General features: G+C 38.6%; 20 protein-coding genes. 11 read left to right on the top strand and 9 right to left on the bottom strand.

The window, feature by feature from the left end; all coding sequences use genetic code 11:
- The first annotated feature begins 170 nt into the window (after positions 1 to 170).
- Entirely contained in the window at positions 171 to 986 is an 816-nt protein-coding gene (locus tag ACQKMI_RS21710) for a metallophosphoesterase (RefSeq protein ID WP_427492297.1), read from the top strand.
- Positions 987 to 1000: 14 nt separating this feature from the next.
- Here the strand turns inward: ACQKMI_RS21710 and tatC are convergent, their stop codons facing one another.
- The 6 genes from tatC to ACQKMI_RS21740 form a co-directional block, all read right to left on the bottom strand.
- Positions 1001 to 1846 carry a twin-arginine translocase subunit TatC gene (tatC, locus tag ACQKMI_RS21715; RefSeq protein WP_427492299.1) on the bottom strand — a complete coding sequence of 282 codons (846 nt, stop codon included), beginning with the start codon at positions 1844 to 1846 and terminating at the stop codon, positions 1001 to 1003.
- A gap of 11 nt (positions 1847 to 1857) precedes the next feature.
- Positions 1858 to 2061, bottom strand: a complete 204-nt coding sequence (gene tatA, locus ACQKMI_RS21720) for a twin-arginine translocase TatA/TatE family subunit (RefSeq protein WP_323650642.1) — start codon at positions 2059 to 2061, stop codon at positions 1858 to 1860.
- A gap of 32 nt (positions 2062 to 2093) precedes the next feature.
- The gene (locus tag ACQKMI_RS21725; RefSeq protein WP_427492301.1) at positions 2094 to 3806 is read right to left on the bottom strand and encodes a GMC family oxidoreductase; all 1713 of its coding nucleotides are present in this window, start codon (positions 3804 to 3806) and stop codon (positions 2094 to 2096) included.
- A gap of 16 nt (positions 3807 to 3822) precedes the next feature.
- Entirely contained in the window at positions 3823 to 4569 is a 747-nt protein-coding gene (locus tag ACQKMI_RS21730) for a gluconate 2-dehydrogenase subunit 3 family protein (RefSeq protein ID WP_427492303.1), read from the bottom strand.
- A gap of 418 nt (positions 4570 to 4987) precedes the next feature.
- Entirely contained in the window at positions 4988 to 5122 is a 135-nt protein-coding gene (locus ACQKMI_RS21735; RefSeq protein WP_427492305.1) for a hypothetical protein, read from the bottom strand.
- Between the two features lie 169 nt (positions 5123 to 5291).
- A complete protein-coding gene (locus ACQKMI_RS21740; protein ID WP_427492307.1) occupies positions 5292 to 6476 on the bottom strand; it encodes an alanyl-tRNA editing protein in 1185 nt (394 codons plus the stop codon).
- A 173-nt stretch (positions 6477 to 6649) separates the two neighbouring features.
- On the opposite strand from ACQKMI_RS21740, the gene ACQKMI_RS21745 reads away from it, so the two are divergent.
- From ACQKMI_RS21745 to ACQKMI_RS21775, 7 genes are all read left to right on the top strand, one after another.
- Positions 6650 to 6937, top strand: a complete 288-nt coding sequence (locus ACQKMI_RS21745) for a DUF6509 family protein (protein WP_323650648.1) — start codon at positions 6650 to 6652, stop codon at positions 6935 to 6937.
- A 328-nt stretch (positions 6938 to 7265) separates the two neighbouring features.
- A complete protein-coding gene (locus tag ACQKMI_RS21750; RefSeq protein ID WP_427492309.1) occupies positions 7266 to 8411 on the top strand; it encodes a VanZ family protein in 1146 nt (381 codons plus the stop codon).
- A 13-nt stretch (positions 8412 to 8424) separates the two neighbouring features.
- Positions 8425 to 9759, top strand: coding sequence for an FAD-dependent oxidoreductase (locus ACQKMI_RS21755; RefSeq protein WP_427492310.1), 1335 nt, complete (start codon positions 8425 to 8427; stop codon positions 9757 to 9759).
- Between the two features lie 18 nt (positions 9760 to 9777).
- The gene (locus tag ACQKMI_RS21760) at positions 9778 to 10251 is read left to right on the top strand and encodes a glutathione peroxidase (protein WP_427492312.1); all 474 of its coding nucleotides are present in this window, start codon (positions 9778 to 9780) and stop codon (positions 10249 to 10251) included.
- Positions 10252 to 10542: 291 nt separating this feature from the next.
- Entirely contained in the window at positions 10543 to 11310 is a 768-nt protein-coding gene (locus ACQKMI_RS21765; RefSeq protein ID WP_323650654.1) for an ABC transporter ATP-binding protein, read from the top strand.
- On the top strand, positions 11297 to 13165 hold the full coding sequence (locus ACQKMI_RS21770; protein ID WP_427492314.1) for an FtsX-like permease family protein: 1869 nt from the start codon (positions 11297 to 11299) through the stop codon (positions 13163 to 13165). The genes ACQKMI_RS21765 and ACQKMI_RS21770 overlap by 14 nt, the downstream gene beginning before the upstream one ends.
- Before the next feature lies 1 nt (position 13166).
- Complete coding sequence (locus ACQKMI_RS21775) at positions 13167 to 13529, top strand: YxeA family protein (protein ID WP_427492316.1); 363 nt, start codon at positions 13167 to 13169, stop codon at positions 13527 to 13529.
- Between the two features lie 27 nt (positions 13530 to 13556).
- Here ACQKMI_RS21775 and ACQKMI_RS21780 read toward each other — a convergent pair whose 3' ends face one another.
- Both ACQKMI_RS21780 and ACQKMI_RS21785 read right to left on the bottom strand, forming a co-directional pair.
- Positions 13557 to 14948, bottom strand: coding sequence for a sensor histidine kinase (locus ACQKMI_RS21780; protein WP_427492318.1), 1392 nt, complete (start codon positions 14946 to 14948; stop codon positions 13557 to 13559).
- Entirely contained in the window at positions 14945 to 15667 is a 723-nt protein-coding gene (locus ACQKMI_RS21785) for a response regulator transcription factor (protein WP_427492319.1), read from the bottom strand. The genes ACQKMI_RS21780 and ACQKMI_RS21785 overlap by 4 nt, the downstream gene beginning before the upstream one ends.
- A gap of 922 nt (positions 15668 to 16589) precedes the next feature.
- Between ACQKMI_RS21785 and ACQKMI_RS21790 the strand changes: the two genes are divergently transcribed.
- The 3 genes from ACQKMI_RS21790 (at position 16590) to ACQKMI_RS21800 (ending at position 20748) form a co-directional block, all read left to right on the top strand.
- On the top strand, positions 16590 to 17948 hold the full coding sequence (locus tag ACQKMI_RS21790; protein ID WP_427492321.1) for an acetamidase/formamidase family protein: 1359 nt from the start codon (positions 16590 to 16592) through the stop codon (positions 17946 to 17948).
- A 212-nt stretch (positions 17949 to 18160) separates the two neighbouring features.
- Complete coding sequence (locus ACQKMI_RS21795; protein ID WP_427492323.1) at positions 18161 to 18715, top strand: HPP family protein; 555 nt, start codon at positions 18161 to 18163, stop codon at positions 18713 to 18715.
- Positions 18716 to 19272: 557 nt separating this feature from the next.
- Positions 19273 to 20748: a hypothetical protein gene (locus ACQKMI_RS21800; protein ID WP_427492325.1), complete on the top strand. Its 1476-nt coding sequence runs from the start codon at positions 19273 to 19275 to the stop codon at positions 20746 to 20748.
- Between the two features lie 118 nt (positions 20749 to 20866).
- Here the strand turns inward: ACQKMI_RS21800 and ACQKMI_RS21805 are convergent, their stop codons facing one another.
- Complete coding sequence (locus tag ACQKMI_RS21805; RefSeq protein WP_427492327.1) at positions 20867 to 22051, bottom strand: CaiB/BaiF CoA transferase family protein; 1185 nt, start codon at positions 22049 to 22051, stop codon at positions 20867 to 20869.
- Between the last annotated feature and the right edge of the window lie 60 nt (positions 22052 to 22111).

A 22111-nucleotide genomic window follows, 5' to 3' on the forward strand; every position in this document is an offset into this window, starting at 1 on the left:
GTAAGCATCTTTTATCCCAAAATCTTCAGGAGACTAACACGAAGGCGGAGTTAGACTTTTTGTGCTATTTGTGGATTTTTAGAGCATATGCTTACAATTACTTTGTTTTATGCTTATAATAGGAGGGTCAGATTTTTTCTGAAAAGTAGCCACAAAGTGAGCGATTGCGATTGAAAAAATTATTATATGTAGCTTTTTTTGTTGTTTTTATAGTCATTTTTTTGTACGTAAACAATCATTGGCTGGTTGTAAGCAAGCATGAATTCGAGTCAGAAAAAGTGCCTGCCAATTTTGATGGGCTACGCATTACGCAAATAACAGATTTACAGGATGCTCTCTTTGGTGAACATCAAGAGAAACTCATAGCAAAAGTGAAGACAACAAATCCTGACCTGATTTTTATTACAGGTGATTTAGTTGATAGTAATCGTTATAATTTGGAGCGAAGCTTGCAAGCTGTTAGAGGATTAGTTAAAGTAGCGGATGTCTATTATGTACTAGGAAACCATGAAGTAGCGACGAATAAAGTGAATGTAATTTATGACGAGCTATCATCGTTAGGGGTACATGTGTTGTCCAATGAATCGACCGTTATTGAGCGCGACGGGGAGCGCTTGGCGATTGTTGGCATCGAAGATCCGTTATCGGGTAGAACAACGAAAGAAATGCTAGAGATAGCAACAAAAAATGTTCCGCCCAATGTATTAACGATTTTACTAGCGCATCGACCAGAAGTGTTTAATACGTATGTGGAATATGGAATTGATTTAGTATTTGCAGGACATGCACATGGTGGACAAGTTCGAATTCCTGGTATTGGTGGTCTTTTCGCACGAGGACAAGGAATACTCCCGAAGTATACGGCAGGCGTTGTTGAAGAAGGAACAACAACTATGGCCGTTAGTCGAGGATTAGGTAACAGTACAGTACCTATTCGAATTTTTAACCCACCAGAGATTCTTGTAATGGAATTAAAGAAAAAATAAGCACTGCGTCTTTGCTACGCAGTGCTTTCTATTTGTTTACGCTCTATACGTTTAACAAGATAAATACTTATTTCATATAAAATAATCATTGGAATTAATACGAGTAGCTGACTAATAAAATCGGGTGGTGTAATCACAGCGGAACCAACGCCCATCCCGATATATGACCAGCCTCGTATTTTTTTCATGGATTCAGCTGTTAGGAGCCCTATGGACGATAAAAAGAGGGCTACGATTGGTAATTCAAAGAGTAGTCCGAGTGGTACAGTTGTCATCACTAAAAAATGCATGTATTCATTTGCTGATACCATAACATCAAAATTAGTTGCCCCTATACTTACTAAAAATGAATAGCTGAGTGGATTAACAATAAAGTAACCGAAAGCTACGCCTAATAAAAAGAGTACAAGCATGACCGGTGCATAAAGACCGAGGAAACGGCTTTCTTCTTCTTTTAAACCTGGCTTTATGAAACTCCACAAAAAATGAACTAAAAAGGGCATAGATAGTCCGAATGCTAGTGTTGTGGAAATCGTCATGTAAAATTTAACAACCTCTAAAGGCCCCAAAATAATTAGTGAATGTCCTCGAGTGACATAAGGAAACCAAATATTAATAGTAGAGAATACGATAATAAAAAATAGAATAAATACGATAAGCCCTTTAATCATTTGTTTTCGTAGTTCAGTGAGATGTTCGAGCAGAGATGCAATTGGGAAAAGGGGTTCATCTACTACTATAGTCTGTTCAATTGTCTCTTCCGGAACTTTAACAAAAGCCTCTACAGGAGTGAGAGGCTCGGCTTCTTTCTTATCAAGTGGACTTAAATATTTTCTTTTTCCTTCTTCATATGGATCCATAGGAAAACCTCCTACGAAGCGTCAGATTTTTTTTCTTCTTTTTTCGCTGGATCATCCTCGTCATCGATAAGCCCCTTCGTGGACTTTTTAAACTCTGCGAATGTCTTACCGACTGCACCGCCGATTTCTGGCAATTTTTTTGGACCAAACACGATTAAAACAATGACCAAAATAATGATTAACCCAGGTACTCCAATTGCTCCGAGACCTCCCATAGTCTTGCCTCCTTTTACTAACATGTCTGTTTTTAAACTAAGGAACCACCTGATTTGCTATATTTCACAACACCCTCCGCACAGCGGTAGGCTAGTGCCCCTAAAGTACCGGTAGGATTGTAGCCGCTATTGTGTGCAAAGTTTCCAGCACTCACAGCAAAAAGATTTTCTACATTCCAATGCTGCAGGTAGTTATTCACAACGCCATCTTCTGGCTTTAAGCTCATAACTGTCCCGCCTGTATTATGGGTTGTTTGATACGGTACAATATTGTAATCAGTTATTTCGGCATTTGGGACAACAATTTTGGCGCCCATTTCTTTCATAATGTCAGCTGCACGTGCTGAAATATATTTATGAAGCGCGCGGTCCTGATTCGTAAAGTTATACGTTAACTGCATTAGAGGTAAGCCGTAAGCATCCTTATACGTAGAATCAAGAGATAAATAATTTTCTTTATGTGGCATTGAAGCCCCTTGTGCACCAATCCCGAATGAGCGTGTATAGTAATGAATCGATTGTTTTTTAAATTCTGCACCCCATATTGGCGTATCAGGAGGTGTTGGATTCGAGCCGATAGGGCGTGCACCTGTTTGTGTTAGAGCGATATTTCCACCGTGAATAAAATCTAAGTCACTATGATCGAAATTATCACCATTATAGTTATCTAAACTCATACCGAGTGAACCTGCACCCATAAATGTGTTATACTGCTCATCGAAAAATCCTGCTGCTCCCGGTAGTATTTGATAGCAATAGTTTCTTCCAAGTGTCCCTCTTCCAGTAGCTGGATCATAGCGTTCTCCAATGTTAGAGACCATCAAGAGCTTGGCATTATTAAAGACATAACTAGTAAGTACAACAGCATTTGCTGGTTGAATAAATTCTTCACCAGATATTGTATCGATGTATCGGACACCAGTTACTTTATTGCCTTTCTTTAAGATTTCAACAACATTGGAATTATAGCGTAAGTCAAAATTATTTGTTTTTAATGCAGTAAGAACAACAGTAACCTCTGCAGATGATTTGGCGCCATATTCACAACCAAAGCGCTCACAGAAGCCGCAATATTGACAAGCATTAATCGTTTCACCGTCAGGGTTCTTATAAACTTCTGATAAATTTGCAGAAGGAACCATGTAAGGTGATAATTTTAATTTTTTTGCAGCTGTTTCAAATTGCGTAAGCATCGGTGTCATTTTCATAGGGCCGGTCGGATAAGGATTTGAACGTTTTCCGCTAAATGGATTTTTATCATCTCCAGAAATACCTGCCGTTTTTTCGAATTTGTCGAAATAGGGCTCAAGCTCATCGTATGTTAATCCCCAATCCTGTAATAAATAATCAGGTCCAAGCTTTTTCGATCCATACCGTTTGTCTGTTAATGTTTTAATTTGAAAATCATATGGTAAGAAGCGATACGTCATACCGTTCCAGTGTGTACCAGAGCCGCCAAGCCCTTCACCAAGTAAAAAGGAACCGAGCTGACGCATAGGTAATGCCTTCATATTGCGATTATTACGGAAGCTTACGGTTTCTTTTGAAAGGTTTTGCATAATATCGTAACGAATCGCATAGCGATATTCGTCATGGACCGTCATATAATCCTCTGTGCCACGCCTTTGGCCACGCTCTAAACCAACGACCTTTAAGCCAGCTTTTGCGCACTCTGCAGCGACAATGCCGCCGGTCCAGCCTACCCCTACTGTTACAACGTCTACACTTGGTAATGTTGTTGCCATTTTTTTACCCCCTATATTAGTGGCTACCTAATGAATTAGGCTCAATTTTTTGGAATTTCGGATCTTCAATTTGAGTAATATACGCCATTTGATGACCAGGGAAGCCTTTCATACGCCAGCCATCCATATTGCGATTCCCACCATATATAGGGTCAGAGTAAGCGCCCTCTAATGTTGCGGCTCGTAATAAAGTAAAGAAGAAAGCAGATGTGACACCACTCATTTGCACGTCACCTTTCTGGAAGGCAGTTAAAATTTCGTCCATTTGCTTTCCATCAATATCATTAAAGCTCTTTTTATAGCGATTCAGTGCTTCCGACTCCAGCTTTTGAACACCTTGCTTAAAAATTTCTGCACGGGTTAACCGACTTTGATAGCCTTGTGTTGGAGCACCTTCACCAAAGGGTCCATGCATATATTCTTTAGAATTACTGCCGTATTGCCCCGCTAGCTGATGATCGATAAAGTAGGGCACATCTAAGCCCTTCGCCCCTGGGCCTAAATCATCCTCAGGAAAAATACGTTCAGTAGCATTTGCTAAAATATTAAAATCTCGTTGATTCATAAAAAACATTTTAGCTTTTGGCGAACCAGTCTCTGCAGTAGCAGTTCCATGCTGACCATGATCTAACGTGGTAGTCCCTTTACCAGGCATGTTATAGCCTACAAGACCTCCTATTAAGCCGCCTCCGACTAATGTACCCGCTGCGATTCCCGTTGTTTTTAAAAAATTACGACGTGAAATATCCTTTTCTGGACTCATCGAAAATCCTCCTTTCAAAATGTATAGAAACTATTCTATTTTTTATAATCAGCAAAAAAAGGAAATAATAATCAGGTATCTATGGAAAAAATTTTTATTTAATCCAACTGGTGAATCGATTAGATATAATCAAGATAAGTTGTGGGTTAATTGTGGATAATTTGTGGATAAAGTGAGGTGCTGAAGGATCGATTACTTCGACTGAGCAAATGTCTGTGGATAATCATCGATGTGGGAGATAACAGCAAAAGAATGTGCAAATGATTATGTGCATAAATGAGGAAAGGAGCTCTCCTAGTAAAAGGAAAGCTCCTAAAGTGTCACATCGCTTCTTCCACTTTGTGATGTCGCTGCGCTTTCGCACAATAAACATTTGTTTCTGAATATAAAGTTAAAGTAATATGCCTGAAGATACAGACTATGTAAAAGTCGTTGATTGGAGTGGAGACTGAGCGACTCCTTGGGGATTAGCGATAGAGGAACGAAGGCTAAAACCATCACATCCTGTGATAACGCCTTCGTGACCAACATCCTGTTGCCCTAAGCGGCTCATCGGACGCCCCCAGGAAAGCGCTCAGTCGGAACGGAAATCAACCCCGGTTATGCCGAAGAGCGCTACTTTATTTAAATATGATACTTTGATCTCATTGATATAAATAGTTTTTAATAACAAAGGAGCCGCCCCAGTAACAGAGCAGCTCCTTTGTTGTAATTTATTGAAATCAGTTGAGAACTTCTTGCATTGCTTCAAATAGTTGCTCGGTAGAGATGATACGCTCGCCACCGCCTTGCACCATCTGATCACTGCCGCCGCCTTTTCCATTAACGAGAGGCAGTGCCTTTGCGGCAATGTCCTTCATACTTTTTTCAACTTTTGCACCACGTGCTGCGACAAACTGAAGCTTGTCTTCATTTGCTGAAACAAGTAATACGATAGCATCTACCTGCTCAGCGACAACAGTCCGAGCTAATTTTTGAAGCTCTTGCATAGTACGTTGAGTAAAGGCAGCAGTAATAATACGTTTTTCACTAGAAACTAGCGCTTTTGCTTCATAATTTAGCAGCTCTTCTTTTGCCGCCACAAGTGCTTTTTCTGTATTTTTCTGTGTCGTTAAGATTTTTGTAAGTGCTGTAGCTGCTTCAGCCTCAGGTACACTTAATTGTCTTGCAACGTCAGCTAGTACTTTCTTTCGCATGGCAAGCTCCGCTAAAACTCGGTGGCCACAGACAAAGGAGACGCGAATATTACCTTTCATTTTTTCTGTGCCAAGGATTTTTATTGCGCTAACTTGTCCTGTTGATGTTGGATGGGTACCGCCACAACCGTTGTAGTCAAAATCAGGAATAATAACAAGTCGAATATCTCCTGTAACGGCCACCTCTTTACGTAGGCTATAGTTCTCTAGTTCTTCTTCTGTAATCCATGTCGTTTCAATCGGACGATTCTCTAGAATCATTTCATTGGCACGGGCTTCTGCGGCCACAAGCTGTTCTTCCGTTAGGGCATCCACGGCAATATCAATTGTGACCTGCTCACTACCTAAATGGAAGCTAACAGTTGGTGCATCAAAAAGCTCGACAAAGGCCGCTGTTAAAATATGTTGCCCTGCATGCTGTTGCATATGATCAAATCGTCGTTGCCAATTCAATTGTCCATGCACTTCTCTAACTAAACTAGAAGAGTCGCCTTGAATATAGTGGCGAATTTCATCATTGATCTTCTCGACATCAATGACCTCGATATCGTTTAAAGTACCTGTGTCATGAGGTTGTCCGCCTCCTGTTGGATAGAATGCAGTATTTGATAGCACCACGTAGTTACGGCCATCTATATCAGTACCTTTATTGACAATTGTTGCATTAAATTCACGTAGCATAACATCTTGGTAATATAGTAGCTCTTTCAAGAAAAAAGCCTCCTTTTATGTAGAGTATCCTTAAGAGAATCACGTCTCTCAATTATTTTATTTTCATTGTGGCATAATTACTTTCAAGTGTATACGAGTTTTCTATTTGACCCATGCTGAATTTGATTTAATATAATATAGTAAGAACAGGTTAACTTAAAGGAGATCGTACAATGGAAATTACACAATTCGCAATGGAAGAAATTTTAGACCCAACAAATATTATTGAAGGTAAACGTTACGAATTTATTTTAGATGTAAATATTGATGAAGAAGATGAGCTTTATCACGAGGCAGGAATTGAGATTCGAGTACTGATTGCTGAAAAAGGTGAAGAGTCATTTATTTTAAATTACTTCATCATAGAAAAAGCAGAAGGTGAGTATTTGGATTTTGCATTAGAGGATGATGAGTTAGAAGAAATTTTAGCATTCTGCAAAGAGGAAGTCGCAAAAGCATAGTATGCTCGTGTAAAAGTCTTTCCAACAAAAATTAATATTTTCTTATTTGGTAAAATTCCGCTTTTCTTTCCGTGGGCAGGCACGAGCTACATTTACGTACTCTTGTTTTTCTCCTGAAAGTCTACGCGGAATTTTCACTTTACATCAATAATAGCTAATTAAGAATTATTTAAGATTGGTGAAATATTAGTGTTGTGTTCAAGTGATAAACTAGGTTTATGAAATAAAAAAACGGATATTTTTAGGTTTATCATCAAAAGTTAGGGATGATATTTTTCAGACGTATACCCTATGGTGAAGAGCCGATTTTTAAACGAAGAGGTGTTCTATGTCAGTTTATACACATTCTATAATGGTAGCTTTTTTAATAACAATTTTCTCATCCTTTGTGCTATTTGTACCTTGGCTTATTTATACGTATCGGAAATATGGCTACTTATCTGTATCCAAAACCATTATTACGTTCTCATTTATTTTTTACTTTTTATCGGCATTATGCTTAGTATTATTGCCTTTCCCGGAGACACGTGATACTTGCTCTCTGCAAGCCCCAGATACAGTCCATTATAATTTACATCCTTTTCAATTTGTCACGGATATTTTAAAGGATAGTGGGATTGTTCTGACGAATCCATCAACGTGGATTTATATTCCAAAGCAGCCTGCTTTTTTTCAGGCATTTTATAATTTCTTACTGCTTATGCCTTTTGGCGTGTACTTGCGTTATTTTTTAAAAAAAAGAAAGTACTGGAAGCGTGCATTTCTATTTAGCTTTTTGCTAACATTGTTTTATGAGGTAACCCAATATACAGGGATATATGGCTACTTTAATTGTGCGTATCGAATTTTTGATGTGGATGATTTAATACTTAACAGTGTTGGTGCACTATTAGGGTTCTTCTTAGCCCCTGTTGTGTGGGCGTTGTTTCCTTCTCATGAAAAGGTGACGGCTAAAGCAGCAGAAATGGTCGAGAAAGATATTGTCAAACCATTATCTATTTTGTTGGCATTAGCAGTAGATTTATTTATAGCGCAAGTTATTTTGTTCTTCGTTAGTGTCGTAACAGGATATAGTGGTATTTTCGAGTTTTTAGTAAAAATTGCTTTGTATTTGTTGCTATTTGGTGTTGTTCCAAGCTTTACAAAAGGTGCAACATTAGGGATGAAGTTTATGCGATTTACAATGGTAAGTGAAAACGGCAAAAGTATTGTCAGTCAATCTTTGCGCCGTTGTGTTGCTATTCTCGTGGTAGTCTGCACTTCGGAGATTATAGCAATTATAGGGAATATAAAATTAGATATGGATTCACCATATTATGTACTACAAATTGTCATTACATTGTTAGCCTTTATAGCGAACTTTGTTTTAATGATGGTCATTGCTATTCATGTAATACGTGTCATTGTAAGTGGAGGTAGACGCCGTTTTTATATGGACTATTATGCAGGCTTACTAGCAACGAGAAAAAAATAAGGGGGATTGTTGGATGAAATACGTAATCATCGGAGGAGATGCTGCCGGAATGTCAGCAGCAATGGAAATATATCGAAATGTACCTGGGGCAGAGATTACATCTGTAGAACGTGGATTTATTTATTCATATGGGCAGTGTGGCTTGCCCTATGTTGTGGATGGGCGTATTTCATCGACCAAGCGTCTTATAGCAAGAGATGTAGAAACGTTTCGTGATAAGTACGGTATTGATGCTCGTGTTGGTCATGAGGTTAACGGAATTGATGTAGACAAGAAGCTTGTTTTTGGAACACAGTCATCTGGAGAATTATTTGAAATTCCTTATGATAAGCTTCTTATTGCAACAGGCGCGGATCCTATTATGCCGGTGGAGAAGGGTTCGGATTTGACGGGTATACACACTGTGAAAACAATACCTCAGCTAGATGAATTACTAGCCGATTTAACGCCGGATATAGAAAATGTAACAATTATAGGCGCAGGCTATATTGGACTAGAGATGGCTGAGACGATTCATGCTTGTGGCAAAAAAGTGAGATTGATTCAACGAGGTAGCTTTGTAGCTAGGATTCTAGATGAAGAGCTTGCACAACATGTTCATGAGGAAGCGAAAAAGAATGATATCGACCTTGTGCTAAATACAAAAGTAGAGGCGTTTGAGGGGAATCACCGTGTTGAGCGTGTTATAACGGACAATGGCGCATATGATACGGATTTAGTCATAATGGCTGTGGGGATTAAACCAAATACTCAATTTTTAGAGGGAACAGGCATAGCACTAGCTAAAAATGGTGCGGTTATCGTCAATCGACATTTAGAGACATCTGTTGAAAATATTTATGCTGCGGGAGATTGTGCAACGCATTTTAATATTGTGAAAGAACGCCTAGATTATATACCTCTTGGAACGACAGCTAATAAGCAAGGTCGATTAGCAGGGCTCAATATGTCGGGCAAGTTTGCGCCGTTTCGTGGGATTGTAGGTACTTCGATCTTAAAGTTTTTCAATTTAACGATCGCCACGACTGGTATTAATGAGCGCAATGCTAAAGAGCTAGGTTTTGAATATGAGGCATTTAAATTGTCTGCGCGCCATATTGCAGGATATTATCCAGGTGCCCAACGGATGTTTATTAAAATTGTTGTTCGTAAACGGGATCAACAGCTTTTAGGCGCACAAATTGTTGGTCCGGCAGGTGTTGATAAAAGGATCGATGTGTTTGCGACAGCCTTATACAATAAAATGACGTTACCAGATTTACTAGATTTAGATTTAGCCTACGCGCCTCCATTCAATGGTGTTTGGGATCCGCTACAGCAGGTTGCCAGAATAAATGCGCGTTTATAACGTAGGGGGTAATTAGAAATGAGCATTTATGACATTCAGGTTGCTTTAGAAGATGGTACTGAATATAGCTTAGATCGTTATAAGGGTAAGGCAATGCTAATTGTTAATACGGCTTCAAAATGTGGTTTTACACCGCAGTTTGAAGAATTAGAAGGTCTATATAAAAAATATCAGGATGAAGGTCTTGTTGTTCTTGGCTTCCCATCAAATCAGTTTAAGCAAGAGGTAGCGACTGCTGAGGAAGCGGCGTCACAATGTCGTTTGACATATGGGGTGTCGTTCCCTATGCATGAAATAGTGAAGGTCAATGGTAAGGATGCACACTCTATTTTTGAGCATTTGACATCGCATTCAAAAGGCTTTCTCGGCAACAGTATAAAGTGGAACTTCACAAAATTCCTTGTGAATCGTAATGGTGAAGTTGTTGGACGCTATGGATCAGCTGATAAGCCAAGTAGCTTTGAGGACGATATACAAAAAGCATTAGCATAATAAAGTTAAAGGATTCACGCACAGTTGTGTGTGAATCCTTTTTTTGCTCTTTTGAGGGGAGATGTCGATAAAAATTAAAAGTTGGGTGATAAAACTTGAAAGTTGGTCGATAAATTTCAAAAGTTGGGCGATAAAACGTGAAAGTTAATCGATAAAACTCAAAAGTTGGGTGACATTTTGTTAAAACGTATGTCATGTGGATAGGTTGATTTAAGGTTGTTGTAAGCTTGGGACAAATTTGTTGTAAGTTTGAGGGCGTATACTAAAGTCAGAAAGAAGAGGTGAGCGTTTATGACGCCATTATTAAAAGTACAAAATGTAGAAAAGACTTACGGCAAAGGCGCAAATACATTTACAGCGCTATCGAATATATCATTTGAAGTAGAAAAAGGAGAGTTTGTTGGTGTAATGGGGCCTTCAGGGGCTGGGAAATCGACACTATTAAATGTGTTAGCCACAATTGATACGCCAACGACTGGTGAAATTATTATTGGAGATACAAACTTAGCACGTATGAAGGATGCAGAGTTAGCAGATTTTCGTCGCGACAATCTAGGTTTTATCTTCCAAGATTATAACTTACTCGATTCTTTAACAGTTCGTGAAAATATTGTACTGCCTCTGGCGATTGCAAAAGTGCCAACAAAGGCAATTAACGCAAGGGTAGAACGTATAGCTACACTGTTTGGGATAAAAGAGTTACTTGATAAATATCCATACCAAATTTCTGGTGGGCAAAAACAACGTACAGCATCATCACGTGCGTTAGTAACAGAGCCGAAACTAATCTTTGCGGATGAGCCAACGGGTGCTCTTGATTCAAAATCAGCAACAGACTTGCTTGAAAGTTTAAGTGATTTAAATAATTCACAAGCTTCCACGATTATGATGGTTACACATGATGCATTTGCAGCAAGCTTCTGTCAGCGCATTCTATTCATTCAGGACGGACAGCTTTCTAAGGAAATTCATCGTGGTACTCAAACAAGAAAGCAGTTCTTCCAAGAGATTTTACAGGTGCTTGCTGGCATCGGAGGTGGAGTAAATGACGTTATTTAGTTTAGCGCGTAAAAATGTTCAACGTAATTTGTCGAACTACTTTTTATATATCGCTTCGATGGTCTTTAGTATCGTCATCTACTTTACGTTTGTGACATTGAAATATAATGATGATCTTTCAGCCTTAAAACAATCATCGCAGCAAATTAAAGGATTGATGAGTGCATCATCCGTTGTGCTATTATTCTTTATCATCATCTTTATGGCGTACTCCAATTCATTTTTTATGAAGAGACGAAAAAAGGAAGTAGCACTTTACTCGCTACTAGGTGTGCGTAAGCAAAAAATTGGCTTAATGCTCTTTTTCGAGAATTTAGTGATTGGTCTTGTTTCTCTAGTACTAGGAATTGTTCTAGGATTCTTTATGTCACAAGGGCTATTAATGATTTTAGTTCGATTAATGGGCTATGAGGTTGTAGGAAGTTTAACTTTTTCCTCTGAGGCTCTAGTAAATACAACAGGCATTTTCGCTCTATTATTTTTATTCACATCTTTACAGGGCTATCGTGTCATTTATCAATTTAAACTGATTGACTTGTTCCATGCTGAGAAGCAAGGAGAGAAGATTCCGCGTGCATCATTATTAGCAGCTATTCTTGGGGCAGCGCTAATTGCATTTGGTTATTACACAGCATCTGAAGATATATTTACAAGTAATATCTGGAGATTCTTCACAATACTAGGTACGCCATTAATGGTTATAGGTGTGACAATTGCAGGGACATATCTGTTATTCCATAGTGTTAGCGTATTTGTGTTAACGGCGTTGAAAAATGCAACTTCTTGGTCATGGAAAGGCTTGAATTTAATTGGTGTATCACAATTATTGTACCGTATTCGAGCAAACGCTAAATCGCTTTCGATCATCGCTATTTTAAGTGCGACAACGATTACAGCAGGTGGCGGCGTTTTCGGGATGTATTACAATGCGGAAGCAACTGTACGTCATATGCTACCTAACACATTTATGTGGAAGGGTGAGACAGTAAAATTTTCACAAGAAGGCGTCTTGTACAACGAAGCGCTTTCTGTAAAAAATTTACGTGTCGATAATGAATATTCGTTTTTTGAATATACATTATTAAAGGAAGCTGACTATAATCGTTTAGCAAAATTGCAGGGGAAAGATGAAGAACTGCACATTGCAGATGGTTCAACAGTGTTACTTGATGCAACATTCGATGAACGTTTCTCACATGATTTTACGGGTGAAGCGTTTAAACTGGAGAACGGGGAATCATTCCATGTTGATAAAATGTATACGGAGAGTGTGTTAAACTTTATACCGGCTGGTACAGTACTCGTTGTTAATGATAAAGTGTTCGCTGCAACAAATGCAGAAAATGTTAAAATGCAAGTAGTTGGTATGGATAATGACTTGAAGCAACAGGAGATTTCAAAAGAGATTTCCAATCAACTAGCTCCTGAACAGCAGGAAGGGTTTTCAAGTGTTCCACAAAGTTATGAGGCTAGTTTAGCTACTGTAGGATCACTATTGTTTGTAGGAAGCTTTTTAGGATTAGTATTTTTAGCAGCGACAGGAAGTATTATTTACTTTAAAATTTTAACAGAGGCAGAGGAAGATCAGTCTAAATATGCGATTTTAAATAAAATCGGTGTTAATAAAAAACAGATATTAAAAACAGTTGCAGGGCAGGTTGCCGTTATCTTTAGTGCACCACTCATTGTTGGTATCGCACATAGTGCATTTGCGCTGCTAGCCTTTTCACAGTTATTTGGTATGGATATAACGAAACCAGTAATACTGTGGATGATTGCTTATTCTGCAATTTACGGCATATATTATATCTTTACAGTTCGTTCATTCTATAAAATTGTTAGACAGGGGAATTGATATGAAAAAAGTTTTCTTAGGTATAGGAGCATTGTTTTTATTGTTCGTAGCAGGTCTTGTTGTTCTAATGACCGTAGATTTTAACCGTTTAAATAAAGAAGCATACTATGTTCATATCACTACTGACGGTAAAGTAGAGGAATTCAAGGCAAGCGATGGTGAAATATGGAAGTCATATTGGTATGAGGTACCTGCTTATGACAAAAACGGTGAAGAGCAAACATTAAAGTTTTCAGCTCAGAAAAATTTACGCCACGATGCATACTTGAAGCTTTATGTAAAAAAAGAAACGGAAGTTACATCATATGATGAAGTAAAATTCCATGAGCTACCTACTAAAGTACAGGAGCTAATGAAGAAATAAGAAGAAGGAGTAGTCCATAGTAAAGGGCTACTCCTTTTTTTCTTCATGTAATTGAATGCTGACAGTTGTACCTTGTTGTTCTTCAGAGGTAATCGTTACAGTTCCTCCGTGCGCTTCAATAATATCTCTAGCAATAGCAGTACCTAAACCAGTACCATGTGTTTGCTCAGTATTTGTCCCTCGATAATAGCGCTCAAAAATATGTTCAAGGTCTTCTGCTGAAATGCCGTTTCCGTTATCAGAAATCGTAATTGAATGATCTTCAACAAAAATGTTAACTGATACATCAGAAGGATTATGAAGCAATGCATTGTGTAAAAAATTCATTACGGCTCGTCGCATAAAGTGCTCGTCAATGTGATGCTTGATAACATCTTTAGTTGCATTAAATTCAATATTGGCCTCCTCATATTGAGGTGTATTGAGTGTATCAATGACGATTTCGCGAATAAATTGCACCATATTTACTTCGATTAAGCTGAGCGGAAGCTGCTGATGTCTGAGGCGCATAGTTAAGTTTAAATCATCCAGTAAATCTTGCATATGCAATGACTGTTTTTCGATAATCTGAGCGTATTCTGTTTGTTCATCAGTGGTTAATTTTCCATCATTCAGTAGCTCCGCATAACCACGAATTGAGGCAAGTGGTGTTTTCATATCGTGTGATACATTGCTGATCCATTCCTCACGCATCATCTCAAGTCGTTTGCGTTCCTGCTCGTGAGCAGCTAGCTCTCTTGATACTTCATTTAAATTCTCGAAAACAGGTTTGTACACACCGCCTGGCACTTTACTAGTTACATGCTCATGATTTTTTAAATGACGAATACGTTCAATCATTGCATGTAGAGGCTTGGTCAATGTTCGACCGAAAAGCCAGCCAACGAGTGCAGCTACTAACAAATCAGCAATGACAATGAGTAAACCAAATTTTCCAATAAACTGTAAGACTGATGAGCCAGAAAAATGAGTGACATATCTAGTAACGCCACTTCCCTCGATACCGATAAGATAACTAATACTTTCTTTATTTCCCACGTATACGGTTGTATCGACATCGAATTCTTTATATTTATAAACTTGAATTAAATCAATCGGCGCATAGTGCGAAGGAGCTTTATCTGGAGCAAAATGGGCTTCAACGACCTGTCCATTATTATCAAGTAATTGAATCCAGGCATTTCGCTGATGCAATTGTTGAATTCCATCCTTGCTTACTGCTACCGTTCCATTACTTATATTAATATACTGCTGGAACTCGCGTACGAAGTTTTCCTCTGAATACGAAGTGGTATGATCGTAATCTTTTACCTGTTGAAAAATGAAAAACCCAATTAAAATGGCTGTATTCAAGAAAATAACAATAATAACAATAGACAGCACAGACAGAAGGAATCTAGCTGTTAATTTCCATTTCATACTTGCTCCTCTTTTGGAACGACAAATTTATAGCCAAGCCCTTTTACAGTTGTAATATATACAGGTTTTGATGCATCTTTTTCAACCTTTTCACGTAGACGTCGAATATGCACCATAACAGTATTGTCTGAGCCGAAAAAGTCCTCTCCCCATACACGCTCGAACAGAGTCTCTTTGCTTAAAATTCGATTAGGATTGTGCATAAAGCTAGCCATCAAGCCGATCTCTTTTGCCGTTAGCTCCAATAAAGCGCCGTCCTTATGTACCTCCGTTTCATCATCATTAAGCAGGAATGGACCTACTTGAATCGACTTCGCGGAAGCTACTGGTGCTGCTTCCTGCGTCTGATAGCCGGCTCTACGAAGCTGTGCCTTCACACGATAGGCAACCTCTTTAGGACTAAAAGGTTTCGTAATATAATCGTCTCCTCCGATAGCAAGTCCTAAAATTTTATCAATTTCCTCATTTTTAGCTGACATGAAAAGCACTGGCACATGAGATACTTCTCGAATACGACGACATAAATCGTAGCCCTCGCCATCAGGAAGCATTACATCAAGAAGTACAATATCGGGTTGTGTTTGTTGAAAGCTCATCCAGGCTTCTTGAATGGAGCCAGCTGTATGAATTTGTTTATAACCTTCTTTTTGCAGGCTGACTTTTAGCAGGTTTGCTAAATCAGCCTCATCATCCACCACTAGAATAGTTGGTTCTTGCATGGTTCACACGTCCTTTCCCTTTATTATTTTGCGTATAGCTAATATGTTTAGCAGTAGCTCGATAAACATTTCCTTATTAAGTTATTAACCGAAGAGCCAAGATAAATGGTCTCTTAGCTTGAGATTTACCCAACGATTGAAGTGTCTTATGTGACTCATTATAAATGAAACTTGCGTATAAAAGGAATTCAGACATTACTTGAGTTAATAAATGTTCTTTGTGCAAGCACAAAGCCGATTCCAGACGCAATTATGCCGAGGTATAATTGATCAATATAATTTAAAGCAGCCTTTTACATTAGAGTACAGGGCTGTACACAATCAAATGTAAATAGCGATGATTGTTTACGGTTTAGATGGCAAGCCTCACACAGAGTCATTGAACATACTTATTTTCATAGTACTAAGATTTCCTACGCCTAAAAAGAAATGAAGATGCTTGTGGTAATTACAAAATAAAAGCACAGACTTTTACAATGCATTTGTGCGAGTCTGTGCTTTTTTATGTATAAATGGTTGAAAATACATAAAATGAACGGCATAATTTTCCATATATTCAACAGCCATTCTGTTGGGTGAAAAAAGGATTTCAACGCTACTTTAATTATTCAATACATACGATTCATTACATTTTCCTCGATATGGAAGGAATTATCGAGCTTGATGTCGAAATTAAGTTTTACAATCGACAATTTACTACAAAGAGATATAAAAAGCGTTGAAATCAAATTTAACTTGTTCAGCGGGTACCTAAACACCCGCTGAACAGAGGAACTCAGTTCTAAGAACGCCACGTCCTGTGGCAACGACTGAGTGACCAACATCACGTTGGCCCAAAGCCGATTCCGGACGCAATTATGCCAAGGCATAATTGATCAAAAATCAATATACATAAAATAAAAACTAGGGGCGTGACGAAAAAATGATAAACGAATTGCATGTACTAGAAAAAGAAGAAATACAAAATGAAAATCTTGTACAGCAGCCGCAAGCCGTCGAAACATTATTCGTAAATGAGTTCATAGATGGTATTTTAGATCCACAACAGAAAATGCTTGGACCTGTCAAAGATGGTGGAACGATCATTGCTAATACGACACCAGGATGTTGGGGCCCGATGCTAACACCCACGATTCGTGGTGGACATGAAGTAACAAAGCCTGTATTTGTAGAAGGTGCAGAGGTAGGAGACGCCATTGTTATCAAGATTAAATCACTACAGGTAACATCTGTAGCAACAGCATCTGGACACGATGAGGTAATTGTAGATCGATTCATTGGGGATCCGTTCGTATCAGTAAAATGTCCAGGCTGTGGTAAGCTTCATCCTAATACAGTTGTCAAAGGGATAGGTCGGCAGGCTATTCGTTGTGCGACATGTGATACTGAAACATCACCATTTAACATGACGAATGGCTATACTATGGCGTTAGATCATAAGGGTAATATTGGTGTCACTGTTGGGCGAGAAGGGGCTCGCCGTATTGCACTTGATGCGAAAAATTATATGCGTACCCCTGAAAATTCTGTGCAAAATCCTGTGGTTGCGTTAGCACCAAGTGATTTGATTGGTGTTATGGCAAGAATGCGACCGTTTTTAGGGCAACTTGGAACGACACCTTCAAAGGCAATGCCAGACTCCCACAATGCTGGCGATTTTGGTTCGTTTTTAATCGGTGCACCCCATGAATATTCATTTACGCAGTCGGAATTAGATACACACCGTACAGATGGCCATATGGATATTAGTCGTGTTCGTGAGGGGGCAACCATTATTTGCCCAGTAAAGGTTCCAGGTGGCGGTGTGTATATTGGTGATATGCACGCAATGCAAGGGGACGGTGAAATTGCGGGGCATACAACGGATGTTGCTGGTATAGTTCAGCTTCAGGTAAGTGTATTGAAAAAAGTAGCTTTGGATGGCCCTATTTTATTGCCAAATACAGAGGATTTACCTTATACGGCTAAACCTTTTACAAAGGAAGAAAAACGTCGTGCCCGTGAGCTTGCAGAGGAATTCGGCGTTAAGCAAGTGGAGGACGCATTCCCTGTATCAATTGTTGGCTCAGGAACATCATTAAATGAAGCAACAACTAATGCTATTAGCCGCGCTGCAAGGCTTTTTGAGATGAGCGAGCCAGAGGTTATGAATCGAGCGACAATTACAGGATCGATTGAAATTGGTCGTCATCCAGGCGTCGTAACCGCAACCTTCCAAGTACCTAAAACAGTACTGAAAAAAGCACGAATTTATAAACCAGTGAAAAAACAATATGATTAAATGCATATCGAAAAAAAGCAAACTAGAAAATTTCATAGTTTGCTTTTTTGCTATAGGGCGAAAAACAACTGAGTTAGATACTATTAAAAATGTGTCTAAAATTCGACATTTAGAAATTGAATTCTATTTAGTAGTGTTATAATAGAACAAGCTTAGATTATACAAAAAATCGAAAGATTCTATAGAAATTTGGATAGAAAAGAAGGTAACTTATGGCTGATTTCGTACGTTTGGAGGGCAAGAGAGAAAAAACAAGCCCTATTAAAACATACATATCCAAGATGAAAGGAGGGGGACCTGCTCCTTCACGAACAAATTTTGCTGATGCTATAACAGGTGCAATCGGTGGATTAATATGTATTTCCGTATTGCTTTGGTTGACGAACTATACAGGGGCTCCATGGTTAATGGCGTCACTTGGTGGGAGCTGTGTACTCGTGTTTGTCGTTTGGAATGCGCCGTTATCCCAACCTCGAAATATTATTGGAGGTCATGTAATTTCAGCCTTTGTCGGCTTGATCATGTATTCGCTGCTAGGGACGAGCATTGTCTCCATTAGCATTGGCGTAGGTTTAACCATTTTTTTTATGGCCCTATTAGGAATCATTCATCCTCCTGCAGGAGCAAATCCGATTATTATTATTTTAGGAGGCTATGGATGGAGCTATCTAGTAATGCCCGTTCTTATTGGTGCTCTCATTATCGTATTTTTTGGTCTTATGATAAATAATCTACGTGAAACGCGGAAGTATCCTTTGTTTTGGTGAGGAATAAATTTTAGCAAGTGGGGGAGTTTCGTTTTTGGGGCAGATAAACATTGTTGTGCGTTTTCGATGCAGAAACATCCCTCAAAAATTTGACCTGGCCCCTGCCGCTCTGCATTCGTAACTATTTTATTGGTCGCTCGTCTACTGTTGTGAAAATTAATTTCTCCTGATTGTATTGGTGAATGATGCATAGCTTTCTTTAGTTGTGCGAACTATGGCGCTAGCTTTGATAGAGCTAATGTTAAAATGGGCTACCAACTTATGAGTGATTGTCCAATGAACTCATTTGCCGTTTTTCTTTTAAACCGCAAACTGAATTTTTTAACCCATCTATGAGGTATTTGCCCTTTATAGATGGCTTTTTTATACTGCTGTAGCTGAAGTTGGCGATTTTGCACGAATACTTTTGTTGTCTTCTTTTATGCATATTACGATTTTTTTAGCATATGATGGATAAGATTTGTTATATTGAAGAAAGAGTGTTAAAAAATTTGGCAAGTATTTTCAGAATAGGGGAAGATCGTTGTTGGTTGAATTTGATGGGGGGCTCCATTTGCATGCTGTTGGATTGTGATGAGCAGTTATTCATGACATATAAAAAAAGTGGTGAAAAGGGTGCTGAAAAATTACTGTCAAAATGGTTAGAGGCAGAGAGTGATTCACCGGCAGACCCGAAAATTCTAGGTACTGCACTTTCACCGAAATTATTTTTAGTGAATGAGGAAGCTGCGATGAATATTGCGTTTTCAACTGCGCGAAAATATTGGGGTCGTGTAACGATAGAGATGCAAACTTTTTTTACCAAGTATGGTTTGGATACTGAATTTGTGAATGAACGTCTCAATGCTTTTTTTTATACGCAAAAAGGCAAGGAGACCTTTTTTGATCAGCTTTTTGCACAGCATACAATGGACTTAGAGCGATTAATCTGGCTAATTTTCGGGAAGCGAATGCAAATTACAATGCCGGTCAACGAACTACAAACTATATTTTTATATAAATTTGAGGATGAATATTTAGTGCATATGATTTATAAAGAAGATGCTCAATTTTGGCATTGGCTTTTCATGAAAAAAGTTTATTCACTGTTTATCCACAAACCATTAGAACAATTCACATTTATTCATGAAATGATGGGTCATATTGAACAATGCACAAGAAAAGTTTGTGGATATGTGGATAACTTTGTGAATAATTATAGAGAAACTCTGGATAAGTGTATAACTCACGTGGATAACTATAATGCTACTTGTTTAGCAAAAAAGCAGTTACACCTTTACCAAATTGTAACGCATTATCGTCTATCTGAAGGAGAGTATTCATGCGTTAAAGCTCTAATTACTTCCTTTGAAGCGGATTGGCGTTATTCGATGTATGCATTAACAGAGAAAGAAAAAGTTCTGATTGCCTATCTTCTGTTTCATATAGCGCACAAGGAGAAGAATCCTGAAACTGTTATTCACTACGGTGAGTACTTATTAGAAGATGAACGACTAAATAATTACGCGATAGAGATTTTGTTGGAATATAAGGAGTTATTGCCGAATCGCAAGCCAACGCCTCCTGCCATTATTAAAAATTATGAACTTAATTTTTTAGAAAACTTGTATGCAGTATTACTTGATCAGTATGTAAAAATGGAGCGTTATCAAGAGGGGCTTCAGCTTTTAAAGGAACATGTACTAGCATCCAATAAAAAAATACATGCCGCTTTAGTACAGAACAACTATAGTAATGAACAATTTATTGCGATTGAAGCGTCAGTTCAGCAGGATATTGCTCTCCATGTTAATAATTCATTACAGCATATTGGCTTGTCTGTGGAGGAGTGGCGCCAACATTTTCGTCAGCCAGAAATGCCTTACTCTTTGGTGGCACAGAGCGCATCCTTGCATATGCTCAATATTTTAAAGGTGTTATTTGTAACGGAGCAGTACGAGCTTTTTGAAAAATTAATGGAAATATATAAAAAATATTTACTCATTGACGATCATTTTGAAAAGTTACGGGTCTTTATAAGTGCATATGTTTAACTGCTTTCAGCCGATTCCGGACACAATTATGCAGAGGCATAATTGATTAGAAATACAAAAAGTGTCTAATGTGTGTGTTAAATGCAGCATTAGACACTCTTTTAATTTTGTGCGGATATTATTCTAAAACTCCTTTGTCCTGTAAGTCTGCAATTTGCTCGACACTATAGCCAAGTGAAGACAACACTTCCTTGTTATGCTCTCCAAGCTTAGCACCGACATGTTTGTATTGCGGTTGAACACCATCAAACTTAAACGCAGATGCAATTTGTTTTTGGGTAGTACCGTCGCTTTTGGGAATATCAACAATCATGTTACGAGCTTTGAGTTGAGGATGCTCGCATGCTTCTGGAAACGTTAATACTGGTTCGACACATCCCTCGAAATCCTCGTTAAACACTTCAAGCAATTCTTCGTAAGTTTTTGATAAGAATGCATCATGGACGGCTTCTTTAAAACGAATTTGTGTATAGTATGAATCATTAAAAGTATTATCAATGAGCTCGGGAATATCAAGCGCTTCACAAAGCAATTTACGGAATTGAGGCTCGAGACTTCCTACCGAGAAAAATCGACCATCCTTTGTTTTGTAAAAGTCATAGTAGCTGCCACCGTTTAAAATTTCTTGCTCGGGTTGAGGCACGCGACCACCGCCAATATAGGCAGAACCATACATAGCATTGAGCGAAAATACAGCATCGGTCATACTTATATCAATGTATTGTCCTTCACCTGTTTTTTCACGATGTAAAGCAGCAGCGAGTACTCCAATTGCCGCATGCATCGTGCCTCCAGCAATATCAGCGAGCTGAACACCCATGGAGACAGGTTTTTTATCTTTATGGCGTGAATAATCGAGTAAGCCAGCTAATGATAAATAGTTATTGTCATGTCCTGGCCGATTGCTAAATGGTCCAGTTTGTCCATAGCCTGTAATAGCACAATATATAACCTTAGGATTTACTTCTTTTAGAGCTTCGTAGCCAATGCCAAGCCTTTGCATGACACCAGGTCGAAATCCTTCGATAATTATGTCGTACTCTTTAACGAGTGACTTCACAATTTCTATAGCTTCAGGCGATTTTAAATTTAATGTTAAAGACTTTTTAGAGCGATTCAAATGTTGATGAATATACGCCTCATGATCATCGTCGTAAGGAGGCATAATACGCGTTAAATCTACGCGCTTTGAGGATTCAATGTGAATAACCTCTGCGCCTAAATCAGCAAAAATCATTGTCGCCATTGGCCCCGGTAGTAATGCAGAAAAATCGAGAATTTTTAACCCCTTTAAAATACCCAAATCTCCCAACCCCTTTTTGTGTAGGCTACATTGTCATCCATTCAAGAATGCATTGTAGCG

Source organism: Lysinibacillus sp. NPDC097214 (assembly GCF_050277945.1).
Lineage (GTDB): Bacteria > Bacillota > Bacilli > Bacillales_A > Planococcaceae > Lysinibacillus > Lysinibacillus xylanilyticus_B.